Origin of the sequence: Pelagibacterium nitratireducens (assembly GCF_037044555.1) — a bacterium.
Classification (GTDB): Bacteria; Pseudomonadota; Alphaproteobacteria; order Rhizobiales; family Devosiaceae; genus Pelagibacterium; species Pelagibacterium nitratireducens.
In genome coordinates this window covers 2,268,332-2,288,296 of record NZ_CP146275.1, presented here as the reverse complement: position 1 = coordinate 2,288,296, position 19,965 = coordinate 2,268,332, and the positions used below count along the sequence as shown (strand labels likewise).

Annotated in this window: 23 protein-coding genes; 16 read left to right on the top strand and 7 right to left on the bottom strand. The window is 62.2% G+C overall.

All coding sequences use genetic code 11. The features are described from left to right. The first annotated feature begins 220 nt into the window (after positions 1 to 220). The 3 genes from recO (at position 221) to parC (ending at position 3,769) form a co-directional block, all read left to right on the top strand. Positions 221 to 937, top strand: a complete 717-nt coding sequence (gene recO / locus V6617_RS11375) for a DNA repair protein RecO (RefSeq protein ID WP_338607085.1) — start codon at positions 221 to 223, stop codon at positions 935 to 937. Positions 938 to 1,038: 101 nt separating this feature from the next. Continuing rightward, positions 1,039 to 1,368 carry a hypothetical protein gene (locus tag V6617_RS11370; RefSeq protein WP_338607084.1) on the top strand — a complete coding sequence of 110 codons (330 nt, stop codon included), beginning with the start codon at positions 1,039 to 1,041 and terminating at the stop codon, positions 1,366 to 1,368. Positions 1,369 to 1,516: 148 nt separating this feature from the next. Continuing rightward, positions 1,517 to 3,769, top strand: a complete 2,253-nt coding sequence (gene parC / locus V6617_RS11365; RefSeq protein WP_338607083.1) for a DNA topoisomerase IV subunit A — start codon at positions 1,517 to 1,519, stop codon at positions 3,767 to 3,769. Between the two features lie 34 nt (positions 3,770 to 3,803). Here parC and V6617_RS11360 read toward each other — a convergent pair whose 3' ends face one another. From V6617_RS11360 to V6617_RS11340, 5 genes are all read right to left on the bottom strand, one after another. Next, positions 3,804 to 4,823, bottom strand: a complete 1,020-nt coding sequence (locus V6617_RS11360) for an endonuclease/exonuclease/phosphatase family protein (RefSeq protein WP_338607082.1) — start codon at positions 4,821 to 4,823, stop codon at positions 3,804 to 3,806. Then, positions 4,824 to 5,582: an arginyltransferase gene (locus tag V6617_RS11355; protein ID WP_338607081.1), complete on the bottom strand. Its 759-nt coding sequence runs from the start codon at positions 5,580 to 5,582 to the stop codon at positions 4,824 to 4,826. A 217-nt stretch (positions 5,583 to 5,799) separates the two neighbouring features. Next, positions 5,800 to 6,327 (bottom strand): RDD family protein, encoded by a 528-nt coding sequence (locus V6617_RS11350; protein WP_338607080.1) that lies wholly within the window; start codon positions 6,325 to 6,327, stop codon positions 5,800 to 5,802. Between the two features lie 78 nt (positions 6,328 to 6,405). Further along, positions 6,406 to 7,098, bottom strand: coding sequence for an SDR family NAD(P)-dependent oxidoreductase (locus V6617_RS11345; protein WP_338607079.1), 693 nt, complete (start codon positions 7,096 to 7,098; stop codon positions 6,406 to 6,408). Positions 7,099 to 7,155: 57 nt separating this feature from the next. Further along, entirely contained in the window at positions 7,156 to 7,800 is a 645-nt protein-coding gene (locus V6617_RS11340; protein ID WP_338607078.1) for a cation transporter, read from the bottom strand. Positions 7,801 to 7,867: 67 nt separating this feature from the next. Here V6617_RS11340 and V6617_RS11335 point away from each other — a divergent pair, with 67 nt between their 5' ends. Both V6617_RS11335 and V6617_RS11330 read left to right on the top strand, forming a co-directional pair. Then, entirely contained in the window at positions 7,868 to 8,272 is a 405-nt protein-coding gene (locus V6617_RS11335; protein ID WP_338607077.1) for a helix-turn-helix domain-containing protein, read from the top strand. A gap of 226 nt (positions 8,273 to 8,498) precedes the next feature. Beyond that, positions 8,499 to 9,335, top strand: coding sequence for an alpha/beta hydrolase (locus V6617_RS11330; RefSeq protein ID WP_338607076.1), 837 nt, complete (start codon positions 8,499 to 8,501; stop codon positions 9,333 to 9,335). A 76-nt stretch (positions 9,336 to 9,411) separates the two neighbouring features. Here the strand turns inward: V6617_RS11330 and hemB are convergent, their stop codons facing one another. Further along, the gene (hemB, locus tag V6617_RS11325) at positions 9,412 to 10,419 is read right to left on the bottom strand and encodes a porphobilinogen synthase (RefSeq protein WP_338607075.1); all 1,008 of its coding nucleotides are present in this window, start codon (positions 10,417 to 10,419) and stop codon (positions 9,412 to 9,414) included. Positions 10,420 to 10,629: 210 nt separating this feature from the next. On the opposite strand from hemB, the gene V6617_RS11320 reads away from it, so the two are divergent. The 11 genes from V6617_RS11320 (at position 10,630) to V6617_RS11270 (ending at position 19,446) form a co-directional block, all read left to right on the top strand. Beyond that, positions 10,630 to 11,019 carry a hypothetical protein gene (locus V6617_RS11320; protein WP_338607074.1) on the top strand — a complete coding sequence of 130 codons (390 nt, stop codon included), beginning with the start codon at positions 10,630 to 10,632 and terminating at the stop codon, positions 11,017 to 11,019. A gap of 260 nt (positions 11,020 to 11,279) precedes the next feature. Next, a complete protein-coding gene (ldtR, locus tag V6617_RS11315) occupies positions 11,280 to 11,780 on the top strand; it encodes a transcriptional regulator LdtR (RefSeq protein WP_338607073.1) in 501 nt (166 codons plus the stop codon). Positions 11,781 to 12,031: 251 nt separating this feature from the next. Further along, entirely contained in the window at positions 12,032 to 13,297 is a 1,266-nt protein-coding gene (locus tag V6617_RS11310) for a L,D-transpeptidase family protein (RefSeq protein ID WP_338607072.1), read from the top strand. Between the two features lie 25 nt (positions 13,298 to 13,322). Continuing rightward, entirely contained in the window at positions 13,323 to 13,517 is a 195-nt protein-coding gene (locus V6617_RS11305; protein ID WP_338607071.1) for a DUF6898 family protein, read from the top strand. Positions 13,518 to 13,613: 96 nt separating this feature from the next. Next, on the top strand, positions 13,614 to 14,912 hold the full coding sequence (glyA, locus tag V6617_RS11300; RefSeq protein WP_338607070.1) for a serine hydroxymethyltransferase: 1,299 nt from the start codon (positions 13,614 to 13,616) through the stop codon (positions 14,910 to 14,912). A 4-nt stretch (positions 14,913 to 14,916) separates the two neighbouring features. Continuing rightward, positions 14,917 to 15,387 carry a transcriptional regulator NrdR gene (gene nrdR / locus V6617_RS11295; protein WP_338607069.1) on the top strand — a complete coding sequence of 157 codons (471 nt, stop codon included), beginning with the start codon at positions 14,917 to 14,919 and terminating at the stop codon, positions 15,385 to 15,387. Between the two features lie 82 nt (positions 15,388 to 15,469). Then, positions 15,470 to 16,579 (top strand): bifunctional diaminohydroxyphosphoribosylaminopyrimidine deaminase/5-amino-6-(5-phosphoribosylamino)uracil reductase RibD, encoded by a 1,110-nt coding sequence (ribD, locus tag V6617_RS11290; protein WP_338607068.1) that lies wholly within the window; start codon positions 15,470 to 15,472, stop codon positions 16,577 to 16,579. A 4-nt stretch (positions 16,580 to 16,583) separates the two neighbouring features. Next, the gene (locus V6617_RS11285; RefSeq protein ID WP_338607067.1) at positions 16,584 to 17,189 is read left to right on the top strand and encodes a riboflavin synthase; all 606 of its coding nucleotides are present in this window, start codon (positions 16,584 to 16,586) and stop codon (positions 17,187 to 17,189) included. A 62-nt stretch (positions 17,190 to 17,251) separates the two neighbouring features. Further along, positions 17,252 to 17,734, top strand: coding sequence for a 6,7-dimethyl-8-ribityllumazine synthase (gene ribH / locus V6617_RS11280; protein WP_338610696.1), 483 nt, complete (start codon positions 17,252 to 17,254; stop codon positions 17,732 to 17,734). A 3-nt stretch (positions 17,735 to 17,737) separates the two neighbouring features. Further along, positions 17,738 to 18,229, top strand: coding sequence for a transcription antitermination factor NusB (nusB, locus tag V6617_RS11275; RefSeq protein WP_338607066.1), 492 nt, complete (start codon positions 17,738 to 17,740; stop codon positions 18,227 to 18,229). Positions 18,230 to 18,246: 17 nt separating this feature from the next. Next, complete coding sequence (locus V6617_RS11270; RefSeq protein WP_338607065.1) at positions 18,247 to 19,446, top strand: MFS transporter; 1,200 nt, start codon at positions 18,247 to 18,249, stop codon at positions 19,444 to 19,446. On the opposite strand, the gene V6617_RS11265 is transcribed toward V6617_RS11270, so the two are convergent. After that, entirely contained in the window at positions 19,438 to 19,884 is a 447-nt protein-coding gene (locus V6617_RS11265; RefSeq protein ID WP_338607064.1) for an outer membrane protein assembly factor BamE, read from the bottom strand. The genes V6617_RS11270 and V6617_RS11265 overlap by 9 nt on opposite strands. Between the last annotated feature and the right edge of the window lie 81 nt (positions 19,885 to 19,965).

Genomic DNA, 19,965 nt, shown 5'->3' with positions numbered 1-19,965 from the left:
GCTTGGTCTGACACGGTGGACACCGTGCCCGCCAAATCAACCACCGTCATCCCGGGCCCGACCCGGGATCCAGTAACCGGGAGCGCTTGTGGCTTACGCTGGGCGCTGAGCGTACTGGACCCCGGCTCGGTGGCCGGGGTGACGCTGAGATTTTGGTCGGCGGCCGGGGTTGCCGAGGGTGAGGGGCGTCGAAGGTCGATTTCCGCCATGGAAAATGCGTATGGAATGGTCCTCTGAAGGTCTTATCATCGGTGTCAGGCGGCATGGCGAGTCCGCGCTCATCCTCGAAGCCATGGTGCCCGGTCACGGGCGTTGTCTCGGCCTTGTGCGCGGCGGGCGCTCGCCAAAGCACGCCGCGTTCCTGCAGGCCGGCAACTCAGCCCAGCTGACATGGCGGGCCCGCCTCGAAGACCATCTTGGCACCTTCACCGCCGAAGCGACCCGCCTGCGCGCCGCCGAAATCCTTGCCGACCGCCAAAAGCTCTATCTTCTCCAACTGCTCGCCGACCATCTGCGCCTTTTGCCCGAACGCGATCCGCATGACGAATTGCTGCGCGGCGTCGTTTCGCTGATCGATGACGAACGGGCCGCGATCGATCTCGGCGCCGAACTGGCGCGGTTCGAGATGTACCTTCTCGAAGAGTTGGGCTTCGGGCTGGATCTTCAAACCTGCGCGGTGACCGGCGTGCACGAGAACCTGACCCATGTTTCGCCAAAAACGGGCAGGGCAGTCTGTGCCGAGGCCGCAGCGCCCTATACCGACCGCCTTTTCGCGCTGCCGGCCTTTCTCTCCGGCTCCGCAGATCCCACGCCCGGCGACGTCGCCGCAGCCTTCACGCTCACCTGCTATTTCCTCGACCGCCACGTCTGGGCACCGCGCCAGATCGAGCACCCCTCCACCCGCGACTGGCTGGTGCGGCACCTTACGGCGGAATGACAAGACGCTCGATCGTTGCGGATTGATTCAAAGTCCACTGGCGCGGATCTTGAAGGCAGGCTACCCAAGCCTCGCTGCAACACGCAGCTTTTGAGGACGAAATGAAAAAGACCATCCTTTCAATCCTGGCCGCCACGGCCCTCGTTTCCACGCCGGCGCTTGCCCAGAACGTCGAGTTCACGCTCACCAACGATTCGGGCTACACGCTGACCTATTTTTATGCCTCCCCCTCCAACGAGGAAAACTGGGGCAACGATCTCCTTGAAGAGATCGGCGTTCTCGAATCCGGCTACAACGGCACCGTATTCATCGGCGACGGTTCGGACCAATGCCTTTACGATTTCCGTTTCGAGACCGCAGAAGGCCCTGAACTCGAAGAATTCGAAATCGATATCTGCGAACTCGGCAGCTACACGCTGGTCGCTCAATAATCGAACGCTGCCACCGCGCCGGTCACGCCGGCGCGGATTTCGGTTCGATGCCGGCTGGTTTTCCACAAAAGCCCCACGCAATCCGGCAATTTCGAGCACCTTTGACTATACTGCCCATCTGATTCGCTTGCCCTGAAAAGGATGGCCAATGGCCGATGTTATCGATCCGCCCCGTGATGACAGAAAAAAGGACGGCATAGTCGATCTGAGGAGTGCGCTCGAAGAGCGCTATCTCTCCTATGCCATCTCCACCATCACACAGCGCGCGCTCCCCGATGCCCGCGATGGGCTCAAGCCCGTCCACCGCCGCATCCTGCACGCCATGCGGCTTTTGAAGCTCGACCCGGCCCAGGGCTACAAGAAATCGGCGCGTATCGTTGGTGACGTGATCGGTAAGTTTCACCCCCATGGCGACCAGTCGGTCTATGACGCGCTGGTGCGCATGGCGCAGGATTTTTCCGTTCGCTACCCGATGGTCGACGGGCAGGGCAATTTCGGCTCGATCGACGGCGATAGCGCGGCGGCCATGCGCTATACCGAAAGCCGGATGACCGAGGTCGCGCAACGTCTGCTCGAAGCGATCACCGAGGACGCCGTCGAGTTCCGCCCCAATTACGATGGCGAGGACGAAGAGCCCGTTGTCCTGCCGTCCAACTTTCCCAACCTGCTGGCCAACGGCTCGAGCGGCATCGCCGTGGGCATGGCAACCAATATTCCCCCCCACAACGTCGCCGAATTGTGCGACGCCTGCCTGCACATCCTCTCCAATCCCGAAGCGACGGCCAAAGACCTGATCCGCTTCGTTCCCGGTCCCGATTTTCCCACCGGCGGCATTCTCGTGGACGATCCGGCGGCGACCGAACAGGCCTACACCACCGGCCGCGGCGGGTTCCGCGTGCGCGCCAAATGGGAGGTCGAGGACAGCGGGCGGGGCACCTACAACATCGTCATCACCGAAATCCCCTATGGCGTGCAGAAGTCCCGGCTGGTCGAAAAGATTGCAGAACTGCTGCTGGCCCGCCGCCTGCCGCTGCTCAAGGACGTGCGCGACGAAAGCGCCGAGGACATAAGGCTGGTGCTCGAGCCGCGCGCCCGCACCGTCGATTCCGTGTTGCTCATGGAGTCGATGTTCAAGCTGACCGAGCTCGAAAGCCGGTTCTCGCTGAACATGAACGTTTTGGACATGGGCCAGATTCCGCGCGTGATGAATCTTGCGCAGGTGCTCAAGGCGTGGCTCAATCACCGCAAGGACGTGCTGGTCCGCCGCTCGCGCTACCGCCTCGGCCAGATCGAGCACCGCCTCGAAGTGCTGGGCGGCTATCTCGTTGCCTATCTCAACCTCGACGAGGTGATCCGAATCATCCGCGAGGAGGATGAGCCCAAGGCCACGATGATGGCCAAATGGGACCTCTCGGACGTCCAGGCCGACGCCATCCTCAATATGCGCCTGCGCAGCCTGCACAAGCTCGAGGAAATCGAGATCCGCTCCGAGTTCGACAAGCTCAGCGAGGAAAAGACCCACATCGAGACCATTCTGGCGTCCGAGAAAAAGCAGTGGGGCGTCATCACCACCGAGATCGGTGAGCTGAAAAAATCCTACGGTCGCGATACAAAGCTCGGCCGTCGTCGCACCCAGTTCGCCGCCGCGCCCCAGACCGATCTTGCCGACATCGAAACCGCGATGATCGAGCGTGAGCCGATCACCGTGATCCTGTCGCAGAAGGGCTGGATTCGCGCGCTCAAGGGCCACAATAACGATGCCTCGGCCCAGACCTTCAAGTCCGACGACCGGCTCAAGCTGGCGCTGACGTGTGAGACGACCGACAAATTGCTCATGCTGACCACCGGCGGCAAGGTCTATACCCTGGGCGCCGACAGACTGCCCGGCGGGCGCGGCCATGGCGAGCCGGTCCGCATCATGGTCGATATCGAAGAGGGCCAGGATATAGTCGATCTGTTCGTCTACAAGCCCGGCACCAAACGCCTGATCGCTTCCGATATTGGCAACGGTTTCGTCGTCGCCGAGGACGATCTGATTGCCAACACCCGCAAGGGCAAGCAAGTGCTGAACGTCTCGGGCAAGGGCGAGGCAAAGCTTTGCGTGCGCGCCGAGGGTGATACGGTGGCCGTCATCGGCCAGAACCGCAAGCTTTTGGTCTTCCCTGCCGCCCAACTCCCCGAAATGAGCCGCGGCAAGGGCGTCAGGCTCCAGAAATACAAGGATGGCGGCATTTCAGATGCCAAGCTGTTCAATTCCGCCGATGGGCTGACCTGGACCGATTCCTCGGGCCGGAACTATTCGAAATCGATGGAAGAACTGCTCGACTGGATCGGCGACCGCGCCCAGGCCGGCCGTCAGCCCCCCACAGGCTTTCCGCGCAACAACAGGTTTGTGGGGTAGGGGATTGGCTGAGCGTGGTGTGCCTCACCGACGCTCAAGGCCCCTCACTCTCAACCGAAAAATCCACGATGATCGGCAGGTGGTCGCTGCCGCTCGGTTCGCCGGTGCGCAGGTCGTGGATGGCGATGGCGCCGCGCGTCATCACATGGTCGATAGGCAGGATGGGGAACATCGCCCGCCAGTCGCGCAGATAGTACCAGAGCGTTGGGAAGGTCGGCAGGTTGTAGGTGTGGCGCATCATTCCCGCAGCGCTTACGAACCCGCGCAGGGCATAGGACCAGGGCGTCGAGTTGAAATCCCCCACAAGGATCAGCGGCGGCTCGACCGTCGAAAGCGCCTCGCGCAGCGTTGCGAACTGCTCGGCCTGCCGGGTGACGGGGGCCGGCCAGTCATTATGGGTCGTGGCCAGCGAAAAGGCTGGGCCGGCCTCGGTCTGGAAACGCACGATGATCCGCGCCGTGCGGTCGGTGCTCATGATCGAGGATGAGCAGGCATCCGCATCGAGCGGCTCGAACGGCAGCCGTGAATAGAGGCCCACAAACGCCCGCTCGCCGCCGGCGCAGTACTGGAAATGGGGATAGCGCTCGGTTAGGAGCGGATGAACCACGCTTCGCAGGCCGGGGCTGTATTCCTGCAGCGCCACGATGTCGGGATCGACCCCGGTGATGTTGGCAACGATCGCTTCCGGTTCCTCATTGCGCCCGAACACGTTGAAGGTCATCAGCCTGTAGGTCTGCTCTGCCTGCGCAACAGTGGTGCGGGTAACAAGGCCGGTGACCAGTTCGGGAATGTAGATGGCGCTCGAAGCCACGAACCCCGTCGCCGCGATACTCAGCGCCAGGGCGCGCAGGGCGCGGAAGCGCACAAAGACCGGACTGGCAACGAGCAGCGCCAGAAGGCCGAAAAACAGCACCGGCTGGATGTGGTTGAACAGATCCATGGCCGGGTAGATAAAGCCCAGCACCGCAACGATCGCCATGCCCGCCACAAGGCAGCACACCAAAAGATAGCCTGCGGCAACCAGCGCGGCCAGTATCTTGCCTATGGAGCCCACCTATTCGGGTTCCGCGCCGGTCTCTGGGTCGAGGTCCACCCAGCCGCGCGAGCCGCGCTGCACCTCAAGGGGCTGGAAGGCGGCCTTGTAGGCCATTTTCGGGGAATCCTTGACCCAATATCCCAGATAGAGATAGCCACCGGCGACGCGGGCGCGGGCGATATGGTCGAGAATCATCATGGTGCCCAGGCCCCGACGCGACAGCGCCGGATCGAAAAAGCTGTAGACCATGGAAAGCCCGTCGGGCAGGGGGTCGGTCAGCGCCACGGCGACAAGCTGGCCCGCCACCCCGTCCGGCCCGTCCTCGGCCAGCCGGTATTCGATGAGCACGGACTGGACGGGTGTGTCCTCGACCATGAACTCATAATCGAGATAGCTCATCTGGGTCATGCCGCCGCCATCGTGCCGCGCATCGAGATAGCGCTTGAACAGCCCGTATTGCTCGGCTGAAACGATGGGGGCCACCATTTCGGCCACGATATCGGAATTTTGCTTGAGATTGCGCCGGTGGCGGGTGGCCGGGAAAAAATCGACTGCGCGCACACGCACCGACTGGCAGGCGTCGCAATCGAGACATGCCGGGCGGTAGATCAGGTTTTGCGAACGCCGGAACCCGTGATCGGACAACAAATGATGCAGCGCCGCGGCGCGCCGGCCGGACAGGTGCGTAAAGAGCTTACGTTCCTGCCTGCCCTCGAGATAGGGACAGGGCGAAGGGGCTGTCAGAAAGAACTGCGCGCTTTCCGGCGTATGGTCCATGAGGGTACTCGCTTGGCCCGCAGGGGTGTCCGACGCCACTCGATGAGCAGCGGCAAACCGAAAATTTCAAGCCGTTCAAGCCTTTTTCAGAAAAACGAACGGCTCGGATTCAATAGTAATCGCACCGAACCCGCTGTGCAACGCGACAAATCTCAAAAGCGGCGCCGGCAGGAGCCGGACACCGCTTTTTGCGGATCGAAAGTGCGATGAAAGAGCCCTATTGGGCGGCGTCGCCCGCACGGGCGTAGGTCTGCCAGTGCCGTACCATGGGCGAGCGGCGGACCATCATGGTGCCCAGCACCAGATCGTGCAGCAATTGGCGGCGCGGTGTGAACAGCCCGATCAGAACGATAAACGGGGTCAGGATGGAACACGAAATCCAGAACAGCACGACATGAATCATCGCCATCCACCCGTCCAGCGTCGTCTCCCGCGTCGGGGTGAGCACGATATCGGTGGCCCGCATGCCCAGCGTGGCGCGAGACGCCGAACCCAGCGTCACCGCGTAATAGACAACAAAGGTCAGCGGAACGATCAGCGGGATGGACAGCCAGGTCAGACCGAACGTGAAAATGCCCAGAATGCCGGCAACCAGAGTGACGATGAGGATCGCCGCGCCCATGATGACGCAGTCGATCAGAAAAGCCATAACCCGACGCGTCAGAATCCCGTCGAACAATTCGGGCGACGTGTTGGGATTGGGAAGGTCGTGGCGCAGCATGCGCCCCAGAAAATCGGTTGCCAACGGTCAGTGCTCCTCAAGTTGAGAATTATGTTGGTACAGTCGGCGTCGATGACAAGACCACGGCCACGATTTCCCGGCTCAATAGGGCAATCGTTTGCCGGTCCGGTCGAAAAATTGCCCGGACTCCGATGGGGTCAATGTATCGAGGCCCGCAAGGATCGCTCCGGCGGCGTCCTCGGGCTGTTGCACGTCGAGGCCCGACCGGGAGAACGGCCGCGAAAGCGGCGTATCGACGGTTCCCGGATGCATGGCGACCAGAACGGCGTCTCGATGGGTTCGCGCCAATTCGATGGCACAGGTGCGCACGATCTGGTTGAGCGCGGCCTTGGATGCCCGATAGCTGTGCCAGCCCCCCAGCCTGTTGTCATAAATGCTGCCCACCCTGGCCGAAAGCGCCATGACCACCGAACGCCCCGAACGGGGCAGGAGCGGCAGGACGTGCTTTAGGACAAGGGCCGGGCCGATGGTGTTGACGGCGAACGCCTGCGCAAGAGCCTCGCCGCGCAAGTGCCTGTTGGCCTTTTCGGGCCCGATGGCGCCGTGATGCAGAAAGCCGGTTGCAAGGATCACCAGCCGCAGCACGCCTTGGCCCGCAACCGCATCGATGGCCGATACGATCGAGGCCTCGTCGGTGATATCGATCGCCGGGCTGCTGGACCGCGACAGGGCGGTGACCAGATCGTAGCGTCCCGAGGCGCGAACCTGTTCGACGAGCGCGCGCCCGATCCCGCCTGTCGAACCTATGATGAGGGCTTGCGTGGCTTCGGTCATGGCGTTTTATACGCGCCCGGACGCCAGCCCGATCACCGGCCGTGCGTTCAGCGCTCGCTATTCGGCGGGCCGCACACTGAATGGCCGCAACTCGGCAAGCGCCTGCCTGGTGACGACCGTCGCCCCTTGAAGCGCCAGAATGCCCATGATCGACGCCACCAGAACGTCCGGCCAGCCCGTGCCGGTCCCGAACACGCCCAGCGCGGCCAGCAGCACGGCGATATTGCTCACCACGTCGTTGCGCGTGCAGATCCACGCCGAGCGCATGTTGCTATCACCTTCGCGGAAGCGCCAAAGCAGGCCAAAGCTCGCTCCATTGGCGGCAAGGGCGCTGAACCCTACGATGCCCATCGTATAGGCATGGGGCGTTGCCCCGGTCATGACGTTCCAGCCGGCAACGCCCAGCACCCAAATCCCGAATGCGCCCATGGTCAGCGCCTTGGCCAGCGATGCCCGGGCGCGGATGTGCAGGGCGTGCCCCACCACGAAAAGGCTGATGCCATAGTTTGCCGCGTCGCCGAGAAAATCGACCGCGTCGGCCTGCAACGATGCCGAGCGCGAGGCGATGCCGGCGCCGATTTCGACAACGAACATCACGGCATTGATCGCCAGCACGGCCCACAGGACGCGGCGATAAATTGTGTCGGCCTGTGCTCTCGCCGCTTGATCCGCGTCGTTGTGATTGCAGCACGATCCGCTCATGGGAGCCCCTTTCCATTCAAATCGCTCCGATGCTAGAATCTCCAGCGACTAGAGGAGCAAGCGTGAAATGAAAGATTTCCCGATTGGCGAGGCCGCGCGCCGCAGCGGGGTCAAAGTCCCCACCATCCGCTATTACGAGCAGATCGGCCTGCTGCCCCCACCGGTCCGCACGGCGGGCAATCGGCGCCTCTATGATGATGAAAGCGTGCGCCGGCTGTTCTTCATCCTCCACGCGCGCCAACTCGGCTTCGAGATCGAATCCATCCGCGCCATGCTGGGCCTGCAGGACAACCCCGACCAGTCCTGCGCCCAGGTCGACGCCATCGCCTCGGGCCGCCTTGCCGAAATCGAACTGCGCATTTCGCGGCTGACCGCGCTGAAGGCCGAACTGTCCACCATGCTCGACCAATGCCGGCAGGGCCGGATCGCCCAATGTCGGGTTATTGAGACGCTGTCGACGCCGCCGGGTTAGGGGAGAGGGGCATGATGGTGGTGATGCGGCCGGTTGTGGAAATAAGAGGCTTGGGGGCGGCATGGACGGGCAGGGCGCGACCGATGCGGTCATTGCGAGATAAATGGCGTGGTTTCTCGTCCGAGGGCAATCAACTGTCGCACTCGGCAGCTAGGACTGAGAGTGTTTCTTGTTGCGACGCGATATAGCACGTTGCAGCATCATCAATTCAACACAGGGCATGACCATGATATTTCTTAAAGCTGCGGGCCTGGGGGTGCTGCTCTTTCTATCGTCGGCTGCGGCCCCTTTATCGAACGAGATTGAAAGCCGAATGATCTCCAATGGCGACCACAGGCTCGCCTTCAACATCATTCCAGGCGCAGATCCGGTAATTGTCCTCGATGCTGGTGGCGGCAACGATTCGTCTTATTGGACGGGCTTTGCGCTCGATCTGGCAGAGCGCACCGGGTCAAAAGTGATTACCTATGACCGGGCTGGCATGGGCGCGAGCGATGAAGTGCCGGGACCTTGGGACCTCGACGCTGCAACCGACGATCTGGAGACTGGGCTCCGCGAGCTTGGGGCGACCCAGGACGTGGTTCTGGTTTCCCACTCGATCGCCGGTGAAATCGCCACATTCCTGACCATTCAGCAGCCGTCCTGGTTCAAGGGTGTCGTCTTGGTGGACGCCAATGTGCCTGACTTCTACACCGATGACATGGTCGCGGCCCTATCCGCTGAATACACTCCAATGATCGCCGAGCTTGAGGATGCCCCGTCTACCCCAGCAAATCGGCAACTGATTGCCGTGGCTCAATCTTTTGAGGAGGTCTCGCGCGCCTTCCACAGGGCAGTTTGGCCAGTTTCGGTCCCGGTCGTCGTCATCGGGGCGGAGGAGACTCCGTTCGGCGAAGAGGGTCCCGTGGCCGATGCGTGGCGAGCCGCCCACCAGAGTTTTACAGCTGGTGCGCCGAACCGCAAATATGTGCTCGCGGAGCAGAGCGCTCACGAGACGATTGTTATCGACAGCCCAGACATTATTCGCCAGGCGATCTCCGACATAGTCGAAGGCGGGCATTGAGCCTGCCAAGGGCGGCGACCGCGCTTTTCTGGCGCGGTTGATCGGGATGCGGACGGTCCGCGACCCATCCCGGGTCCTACCCGTTGATCTTACGGGCCATGTCCAGCGCGAAATAGGTGAGAATCCCCGAGCAGCCGGCGCGCTTGAAGGCCATCAGGCTTTCGGCCATCGCGGCCTCGCGGTCCAGAATGCCGGCCTGCGCCGCGTGGGCGATCATCGCGTATTCGCCTGAGATCTGGTAGGCGAACACCGGCACGTCGAAGCGGTCCTTGAGCATGCGGCAGATGTCGAGATAGAGCATGCCGGGCTTGACCATGATCCAGTCGGCGCCCTCGGCCAGATCCTGCTCCACCTCGCGGATGGCGTCTTCGGCATTGGCCGGGTCCATCTGGTAGGAGAGCTTGGTGCCCTTGAGCCGGGCGCCCGACCCCACGGCGTCGCGGAACGGGCCATAGAACGCCGAGGCGTATTTGGCGGCATAGGAAAGGACTATGGTCTTTTCGAAACCCTCATCGTCGAGCGCTGCGCGGATCGCCCCGATGCGCCCGTCCATCATGTCGGAGGGCGCGATCACGTCGGCCCCGGACTGCGCCTGAACCAGCGCCTGTTTGACGAGGATGGAAACGGTCTCGTCGTTGAGGATCTCTTCGCCCGCCATCACCCCGTCATGGCCGTGGCTGGTGTAAGGATCGAGCGCCACATCGGCCACCAGCCCGATGTCGGGCACCGCGTCCTTGATGGCCGAGAGCGTGCGGCACACCAGGTTGTCGCGATTGGTCGCCTCGATGCCGTCCTCGGTGCGTTTGGAAGGATCGGTGTTGGGAAACAGCGCCATGGCCGGAATGCCTTCGGCATGCGCAGCCCTGGCCGCCTCTACCGCCAGATCGATGCTCAAGCGCTCCACCCCCGGCATGGTCGCAACCGGCTGGCGCTCGTTTTGCCCTTCGACCACGAAGATCGGCCAGATCAGATCGGCAGGGGTCAGCACGTTCTCGGCCACAAGGCTGCGGCTCCAGCCCGCCATGCGCGGCCTGCGCAACCGCCGCCCGCCGAGAAAGTCCATGTCGTGCTTTTCAAAGCTCATCGATCCGTCCAGTCTTCATAGTGTCTCGCTTCATCTGATTTGACGGGTCAAATCAGATGAAGACAACGAGGCCACGTCAAAAACAATTTCGATCCGCTCAATATCAGCCTGCAATCGCTGCGCAAAGGGACCAGACGACGCGGGAGGGCCAATCAGAACTTGTCCCGTCCGCCCAAATCACGTTAGCTCAGGCTGACCGGGGAATGTTCCATGGATTTCAGAAACGAACCGCTCGGGCTGGTTGCCCGCATACTGGCGCTGCTCAGCCTGTTCATCGGGCTCGGCGACGCGGCGCGTCTGCTCGGTCTGGGGAGCGGATCGGCAAGTCCCGTCGTCCTCATGGGAACCATGGGCTTCGTGCTGCTCTCGGCGCTGACGCTGATGCGCCTGTTCGCCTCAGTCGGCTTGTGGATACAATCGTCATGGGGCGCCATCGTGCTCGCCGCCTCGCTGGTCATCGAGATCGGCTTTTATCTGGCGGGCAGCAATTGGGTTAGTTTGGGTTTGTGGAGTTTTATCTTCAAACTTGGGGTCATGCTGGCAACTTTTGCCCTTTTGGCGCTCGCCCAGCTTTGGGTGCAAAGACAGCTGGCCGATTAGGAACGGGCGTTGCCCGTCGGGCGATGGACAGCCGTCCGGGTGTCCGGTGGGCGTCACGCCATCCGGGGCTTTGCCTTCGTAACGAGCCGTAAAGGTTACAGTTTTCGATACGGGTGTAAGGAACTGAAAACCAAAAAAACTCAAGTTTCCCCGTAAGATAACATTAAGGCTGTCTCTTAAACCGATCTTATCGGCAGCCCGCTAGATTGCCCTCACAGACGCGAAAAATCGCGCTAAAAAATTACAGTGAGGCAGAACCAATGGCTAACAATCTTTCCGCTGCAAAGGCCGATGAACCCAGGAGCTTAAAGCCGCTCTATCTCGAGGCCGTATCCCGCGTCGAACGCCTGCACCGCCGGCTCCTCGACCTGGTCAAGGACGAGTTCGACCGCATGGGATGGGACGACATCAACCCGGTCCAGGCTCTCTTGATGTTCAACATCGGCGACAGCGAATTGACAGCCGGCGAACTTCGCACCCGGGGCTATTATCTGGGCTCGAATGTCTCGTACAACCTCAAGAAACTGGTCGATACCGGCTATATCTTCCAGGAACGCTCCAAGACCGACCGCCGTTCGGTGCGCATCCGCCTCACGCCCAAGGGTGAAGAGGTCGCCGAGGTGATCGACGAACTCTACGACCGCCACCTCAACTCGATCGAAAAGGTCGGTGGACTGGGCGAATCGGACTTTTCCGGGCTCAACACCGCCCTCTCGCGCCTCGAGCGTTTCTGGGTCGATCAGATCCTCTACAAGCTCTAGACATCCTTTATTGTGGCTTTGCCGCCACACTGACATGGCAAACGCCGGCTCCGGGGCCGGCGTTTCTCATTTGCGCCGCAAACTCTTTCTAGCTGGCGGTTGTCGATATATGACGCATTCCGGATTTTCCATTGGACAGCTTAGCCAGCTGCAAGGTGGTCAAAGTCCGGTGAGCGGCGTTGTGGTCTTGCGCGCCATCGGGCAAAAGGACCGCTCGGCTTCCCGGCTCTCTCGATAGGTGAACTTACGCGATGCGCGACTTAAAAGGAAAACTCAATCGGCGTTCGGTCGTGACGGGTCTGTCCGCCCTTGCGGCGACGGCGGCTTTTCCGATGCCCGCTCTGTCTCAATCGCTCTTCGGCGGCGGCCGCAAGGTGGTGACGCAGGAACAGCTGGAGCTCAATTCCAGCACGGCCATGAACGCCATTGGCGGAACCGATCCGATCATTTCGGTCGATACCGAATACAATCTGCAGCGTGTTGCCGAGTATTACGAGCGCCTCAACGCCATCGGCGGCTGGCCCGACATGCCTGAATCGATTTTCCGGCTCGGTCTGGGATCGGATCGCGCCCCGGTGCGCGATCTGCGGACCTATCTGGCACACACCGGCGACCTGCCGCGCGACACGCCTTTGTCGGACGAGTTCGACGCCCAACTGGACGGCGCGGTTCGCGGCTTTCAGGCACGGCACGGCCTGCAGATCAACGGCATGGTCGACGAATACACCTATTGGGCCATGAAGGTTCCGGCCTCGACCCGCCTCAACCAGATCAAGCTCAACATCGAGCGCGTGCGCGGCCTGGAAGGCAAGCTCGAGGACCGTTACGTCAACGTCAACATTCCCGCCGCCGCCATCGAGGCCACCGAGGGCGGGCAGGTGGCGCGCCGGCATACGGCCGTGGTCGGCAAGATCGACCGCCAGACCCCGATCCTGCGCAGCCGCATCCACCAGATCAATTTCAATCCTTTCTGGACGGTGCCGGTCTCGATCATTCGCCGCGACATCATCGGGCTGGTCAACGACAACCCCAATTACCTCGACGAGTACTCGATCCGCATCCTCGATGGCAGCGGCAACGAGGTGCCCCAGAGCGCCATCGACTGGTCGACCGAAGAGGCCACGAACTATACGTTCCGGCAGGATCCGGGCGCCCAGAACTCGATGGGCCACGTCAAGATCAACTTCCACAACCCGCACGCCGTCTATCTTCACGATACGCCCCAGCAGGGCTTGTTCGCGGAAAATGCACGTTTCCATTCCTCGGGCTGCGTCCGCGTCGCCAATGTGGCCGAGTTCGTTGCCTGGATCCTGCGCGATTCCGGGTACGACATCATTGATGTGAACGCCAACTTCGCCTCCGGTGAGCGGATCGATGCCGCCGTGTCCAATCCCGTGCCGATCTTCATGACCTATTTTACCGCTTGGGCGAACCGGAACGGCGTCGTAAGCTTCCGCGACGACGTTTACGAGTACGACGCTCAGGGCAAGGTCGATTTCCCCGAAATCAGTGCCTGACCGGGCAACAGCGGGGATTTTTGATATGGGGGCAGGCCGCGAGGTGCTTTTCGAGTTCCGTCAGGCCGGTCCCCAGATCCGCGTCGCCGCCATCGATGTCGAGACCGGCATCGAGGTCGTGGCCATAGCGCCGACCACGGCCACCGAAGCCCAGATGAAGAACCTCGCGCTCGCCAAGCTGCGCCGCCGGATCGAACGAGAGAACCCGCAGGCGCGTTAGGCCCGATCTGTGCTTGGAATCGCAGGAGCCTCCGTGCTATGCGGATCGCGCTTGCTTGCCACCAGCATCTTTCCGCAACAGGTCGAGGGCCCGCCCATGAGCGCCACCGCAACAGCACCGCTTTTTCCCGATTTCTTCACGCGCACCATTGCCGACCACGATCCGGTGGTTGCCAAGGCGATTGCCGACGAACTCGGCCGCCAGCAGCACGAGATTGAACTGATCGCGTCGGAAAACATCGTGTCCAGGGCCGTGCTCGAGGCGCAGGGCTCGGTGATGACCAACAAATATGCGGAAGGCTATCCGGGGCGGCGCTATTATGGCGGCTGCCAGTTTGTCGATGTGGTCGAGCAACTCGCCATCGACCGCGCCAAGGAACTGTTCGGCTGCGAATTCGCAAACGTTCAGCCCAATTCAGGCTCGCAGGCCAATCAGGGTGTCTATCAGGCATTGCTCCAGCCCGGCGATACCATTTTGGGCATGAGCCTCGACGCTGGCGGGCACCTGACCCACGGCGCCAAGCCCAACCAGTCGGGAAAATGGTTCAACGCCATCCAGTACGGCGTGCGCCAGCAGGACGGGCGCGTGGACATGGACCAGGTGCGCCAGCTGGCCCATGAACATCAGCCCAAGATGATCGTGGCGGGCTTTTCGGCCTATTCGCGCATTCTCGACTGGGCGGCATTCCGCGCGATTGCCGATGAGGTGGGCGCATATCTGTTCGTCGATATGGCGCATGTGGCGGGCCTTGTCGCGGCCGGCGTCTATCCCAACCCGTTCCCGCACGCCCATGTGGCGACGACAACGACCCACAAGACGCTGCGCGGGCCGCGCGGCGGGCTGATCCTCACCAATGACGAAGCCATTGCCAAGAAGGTCAATTCGGCCATCTTCCCCGGTATCCAGGGCGGGCCGCTGATGCATGTCATCGCCGGCAAGGCCGTGGCCTTTGGCGAAGCGCTGACACCGGAATTTGCGGCTTACGCCCGCCAAGTGGTGGACAATGCGCAGGTGCTGGCCGAAACGCTGGTCAAGGGCGGTCTGGAAATCGCCACGGGCGGCACCGACAACCATCTGATGCTGGTCGATCTGCGGCCCAAATCGGCGACCGGCAAGGCGACGGAAGCGGCTCTCGAGCGCGCCAACATCACCTGCAACAAGAATGCCGTGCCCTTCGACCCTGAAAAACCCGCGATCACCTCGGGCGTCCGCGTCGGCACCCCGGCGGCGACCTCGCGCGGCTTTGGCGTCGAGGAATTCCGGCTGGTCGGCGCGTTCATGGTCGAAGTGGTTGATGGCCTTGCCGCCAACGGCGAGGAAAACAACGGGGCCGTCGAAGCCCAGGTCAAGGAAAAGGTCCTTGAGCTGACCGCCAGATTCCCCATTTACGGATAAGCCCATGCGCTGCCCCTATTGCGGGAACGATGACACGCAGGTCAAGGATTCCCGGCCGACCGAGGACTCCAACGCCATCCGCCGCCGCCGCGTCTGCAACGGCTGCGGCGGCCGGTTCACCACATTCGAGCGCGTGCAGTTGCGCGATCTGATCGTGGTCAAGAAATCGGGCCGCAAGGTTCCTTTCGACCGCGAAAAGCTGGCGCGTTCGGTCAACACCGCTTTACGCAAACGTCAGGTCGACCCTGAGACCGCCGAGCGGATGATTTCGGGCGTCGTGCGCCAGCTCGAAAGCGTGGGCGACGTCGAAGTGACCTCCGATCAGATTGGCGAATACGTCATGGAAGGGCTCAAGGGCCTGGACGACGTGGCCTTTGTGCGCTTTGCCTCGGTCTACAAGAATTTCTCCAGCGCCGACGATTTCCAGTCTTTTCTGACCGAAATGGGCGGTGACGATCCCGAGGATCAGGGGTGAGTGACCAGGAGCGCTTTGGGCAAAAGGGGACACCACTTTTGCGGCTCGAAAGCGCGACCAGACCAAAATTGAGATCATTGTCGTGGACGTGACTCGTCGCAATGAGATCATGCCGGCCGATCTGCGCTGGCTCGAAGCCGCCGCCCGCATCGCGATCCCGTATCGCGGAACCACGGCGGAAAATCCCACTGTCGGGGCCATCGTGGTTTCTCCTGACGGCAGGGTGCTGGGGCGTGGTGTGACCGCCACCGGCGGCAGGCCGCACGCCGAACCCCCCGCGCTTGCCATGGCCGGGCAGGGGGCAAGGGGCGCGACGCTCTACGTCACACTCGAACCCTGCAATCACTGGGGCAAAACCCCGCCCTGCGTCGATGCCGTGCTCGAATCCGGCGTCGCACGGGTTGTATGCGGCGCGTCCGATCCCGATCCCCGCACCGGGGGCCAGAGCATCGCCAAAATGCGCGCCGCCGGGATCGAGGTCGTTGTCGGGGACAATTTGCGATCCATCGAAAGGCTGCACGAGGGCTTTTTCTCGCGTGTCCGACGCGGGCGGCCATTCGTTGCCGCCAAGCTGGCCGTGTCGCGCGACGGCATGATCGGGCGCACCGAACGCGGCAATGTGGCGATAACCGGCGAAGAGGCACGGCGCTGGGCGCATATGCAAAGGGCGGTGTCCGATGCGATAATGGTCGGCGCGGCAACGGCGCGGCTGGACGATCCAAGGCTCAATGTCCGGCTGGCCGGGTTGGAGGGCAGGGCGCCGCTGCGAGTCTTGGTCGCGGGGCGATCCCAATTGCCCCAAAGCCTGAATCAGTTTGCCGTCTCTACGGCCCAACAAACTGTAATCATTGCAGAAAACACGCACCTTGAATCATTTTCTCAACATGCGGAAATCCTTGGCGTTGCCGGCAAGGCGGGCAGGCCGGACCTTGATGAAGGCTTGCAGGCACTGGCCAGAAGAGGCATCGGCAGCGTGCTTGTCGAAGGCGGGGCCGGGCTCAACGATGCTCTGCTCGATGCCGGGCTGATCGACCGGTTTCATTTGCTCCAAAGCGATGTGGAGATCGGTGCGAACGGTGTCGGGGCCACTGTTCACGCATCTCTGCCGGAGCGTTTGGCCGAACTGGGCTTTAGCGTGGTTGAAAGCCGGCCGCTGGGGTGCGATATGCTCACCACATTCGAGAAAGTCTGATCCCATGTTTACCGGCATCATCACCGACATCGGCACGCTTTTGGTGGTCGAAGACCGCAATGACGGGCGCAAGCTGCGTATCGGCACGCGCTATGACCCGCAAACCATAGATCTGGGCGCCTCGATCATGTGCGAAGGCATCTGCCTGACCGTGACCGACAAAGGGAGCGAAGCCGGCCAGAACTGGTTTGACGTGTTCGCGGCCCGTGAGACGCTCGATGTGACGCGTGTGGGCGGCTGGGCCGAGGGCCGCCGCATCAACCTCGAACGGTCGCTCAAGGTCGGGGACGAGCTTGGCGGACATATCGTTTCCGGTCATGTGGACGGGCTGGCGACGATCGTGGAGCGCAGGGATACCGGCGACCAGATCACCTTTACCTTGCAGGCGCCGGACGATCTGTCCCATTTCATCGCCAAAAAGGGCGGTGTGGCGCTCAACGGCACCTCGCTGACCGTCAATTGGGTGGACGGCAACCGTTTTTCGGTCCATCTGATCCCGCACACCCTTTCCGCGACAAACTGGCCCGACTATGGCGAGGGCGACGCGGTAAATCTTGAAGTTGACCTGATGGCGCGCTATGCCGCGCGCCTCATGGAGAAATCCCAATAAAATTGGCGTAGCGCCGGACGACCGATGGCGCAGCGCATTTTTGAACCCGACAGGATTAGATGATGGCCAGTTCTGGCGACATTTTCGCGATTGCGCCCGGCTCGGCCGAAGGCCAGCATTACCTCATCGTTGAGGCCCGCTTTTATACCGAACTCGCCGACGCCCTGCTTGAAGGCGCGACGACGGCCTTTGAGAAGGCCGGCGCGACCTACGAGGTGCTGACCGTTCCCGGCGCGCTGGAAATCCCCGCTGCGATTGCCATGGCGTCTGAACTCAAGGGTGACGAATATGATGGCTATGTGGCGCTCGGCTGCGTCATCCGGGGCGAGACAACCCATTACGAGATCGTCTCGGGAGAAAGCGCGCGGGCGCTGATGGATCTCTCGGTCGCCGACGGGATCGCGCTGGGCAATGGCATTCTGACCGTCGAAAATGAAGCGCAGGCCTGGGCACGCGCCAGGGTCTCCGATCAGAACAAGGGCGGCGGCGCGGCTGTTGCCGCCATGACCATGGCGGCGCTGCGTGCGCTGCTGATGGAGGATTGATCGATGGCCGACCAGAACGAGCCTAGGCCTGCAAATCAGCGCGGATCGGCCCGCCTCGCCGCCGTTCAGGCCCTCTATCAGATGGATGTGGGCGAACAGACGCTGGAAGAGACGCTCAGCCAGTTCGAAAGTTTTCGGCTGGGGCGCGAACTGGAGGGTGAGCAGTATCTGCCCGCCGATGCCGATTATTTCCGCCACATCGTGCGCGGGGTCGTCGCCAATCAGGTCAAGCTCGATCCGGTCATCAACACGGCCCTGCAGAGGGGCTGGCCCATGACCCGCATCGACGCGACGCTTCGGGCGCTTCTGCGCGCCGGGGTGTTCGAACTCACCATGCGCAAGGACATCCCCTTCAAGGTGGTGATCCGCGAATATGTGGACGTCGCCAACGCCTTTTACGAGGACGAAGTGCCCGGCATGGTCAATGGCGTGCTCGACGCCGTGGCGCGAAAATATTCCGAGGGCTATGGTGGCGGCGAAAACCCCAACGCCTGAGTCCTGAAAGCATCGCCATGGCCAGTATGCGCAACATCTTCTTTCTTTCCGGTGCGCAGGCCATCGCGGGGTCGTCACAGGGCATGGTGATGGCGGTCGGTGCTCTGGCCGGCGCCTATCTCGCTTTCGATCCGGCCTTTGCAACACTGCCGACCACCGCGATGATTCTCGGCGTTGCATTGATGGCCGGGCCGGCGGCCCTCGCACTGCATCGGCTGGGCCGCACGCGCGGCTTCCTGCTCGGGGCCGCAATTGCCGGGTGTGGTGGTCTTCTGGCTGCCCTTGGCATCTATCTCGACAGCTTCCTGATCTTTTCGGCCTCGATGCTGCTGATTGGCGCTGCGGGAGCCTTCGGCCAGCAATATCGCTTCGCGGCCGCCGACAGCGTTCCTGAAAGCGCCAAGGCGCGTGCCGTGTCCTGGGTGCTCTTCGGCGGGGTGCTGGCGGGCTTCCTCGGCCCACGGCTGGCTTCAATAACCTCCGAAGCCATACCTGACGCCCTTTATGCCGGCTCGTTCATTGCGCTGGCGGGCCTGTCGCTGGTATCCATGCTGCTTCTCAGCTTTACGCGCTTGCCGAAAGGCGAGGCCAAACGGCCCGTATCCGAGCAGGGGCGCCCGCTCAAAGCCATGATCCGGACCCCGGCGGTGTTCGTGCCGGTGCTGACGGGCATGGCGAGTTTTTCGCTCATGACCTTTGTCATGGTCGCCGCGCCGCTTGCCATGGTGCATCTATGCGGGCACGCGCCCGCCGATGCGGCCAACGCCATTCAGTGGCATATCGTGGCCATGTTTGCGCCCAGCTTTGTCACCGGCGAAATCATCAAGCGCATCGGGACCCACCTGACAGTAGCAATCGGCATGCTGCTGATTATTTTCAGCGTGGGCACGGCGCTCATGGGCACCACCACGTTCCATTTCGATCTCGGACTGGTGTTGCTCGGGATGGGCTGGAATTTCGGTTTTATCGGCTCGACGGTGCTGCTGACCAAAAGCTACCGGCCTGAAGAGGGGGCCAAGGTTCAGGCGCTCAACGAACAACTGGTGTTCGGCTCGAACGCCATAGGCTCGATCGGCGCCGGGCTGGCGCTGAACTTTTTCGGCTGGGAAGCGGTCAACCTGATAGCGCTGCCGATCGCGGTTTCGGCCATTCTGCTTTTGGGCTGGGACGATCTGCGCACCCGCCGCATCGGCCGGCAGGCGCTGGCCTCAGATTGAGGCCAGCAGCGATTCCACGAAGTTGCGGTCTTCGCCGAACGATCCGGTGCGGCGCTGCTCGATGGCAAAGGCCCGACCGTCCTCAAGCGAATAGAGCGCGCGGTCGGTAACCCGCCCGTCGGCACCGAAATAGACGGCCAGCACCGTGCGCTCCTGAATGCTGGTCAGGCCGAACGCCGTCTGGGTGACTTTCGTCTCGACATAGTACCAGGCCGTTTCGCCACCAAAGGTGCTGGTCGTCTGTGGCGATCCGAGAACGATGCGGACGAAGTCCTGGCTCGAGCCCGGTCGGACCTGGGTGATGGCATCGTCGGGCAGCACATAGCCCTGGGTACGTTGGGAAACCAATCCGGTTCCCGAACAGGCCGACAGGGTCAGGCCAAGGGCAATTGCCGCGGCAATAGGGGACAGGCGGACAAGGGCGGGACGCAGGGTCATGAATTGACTTTCCTCAGCTCTCTCGACTATAGCCTCGCGACAAAGCGCCAGGGATTTTGGTGTTGTTTAGCCGTCCGGGCA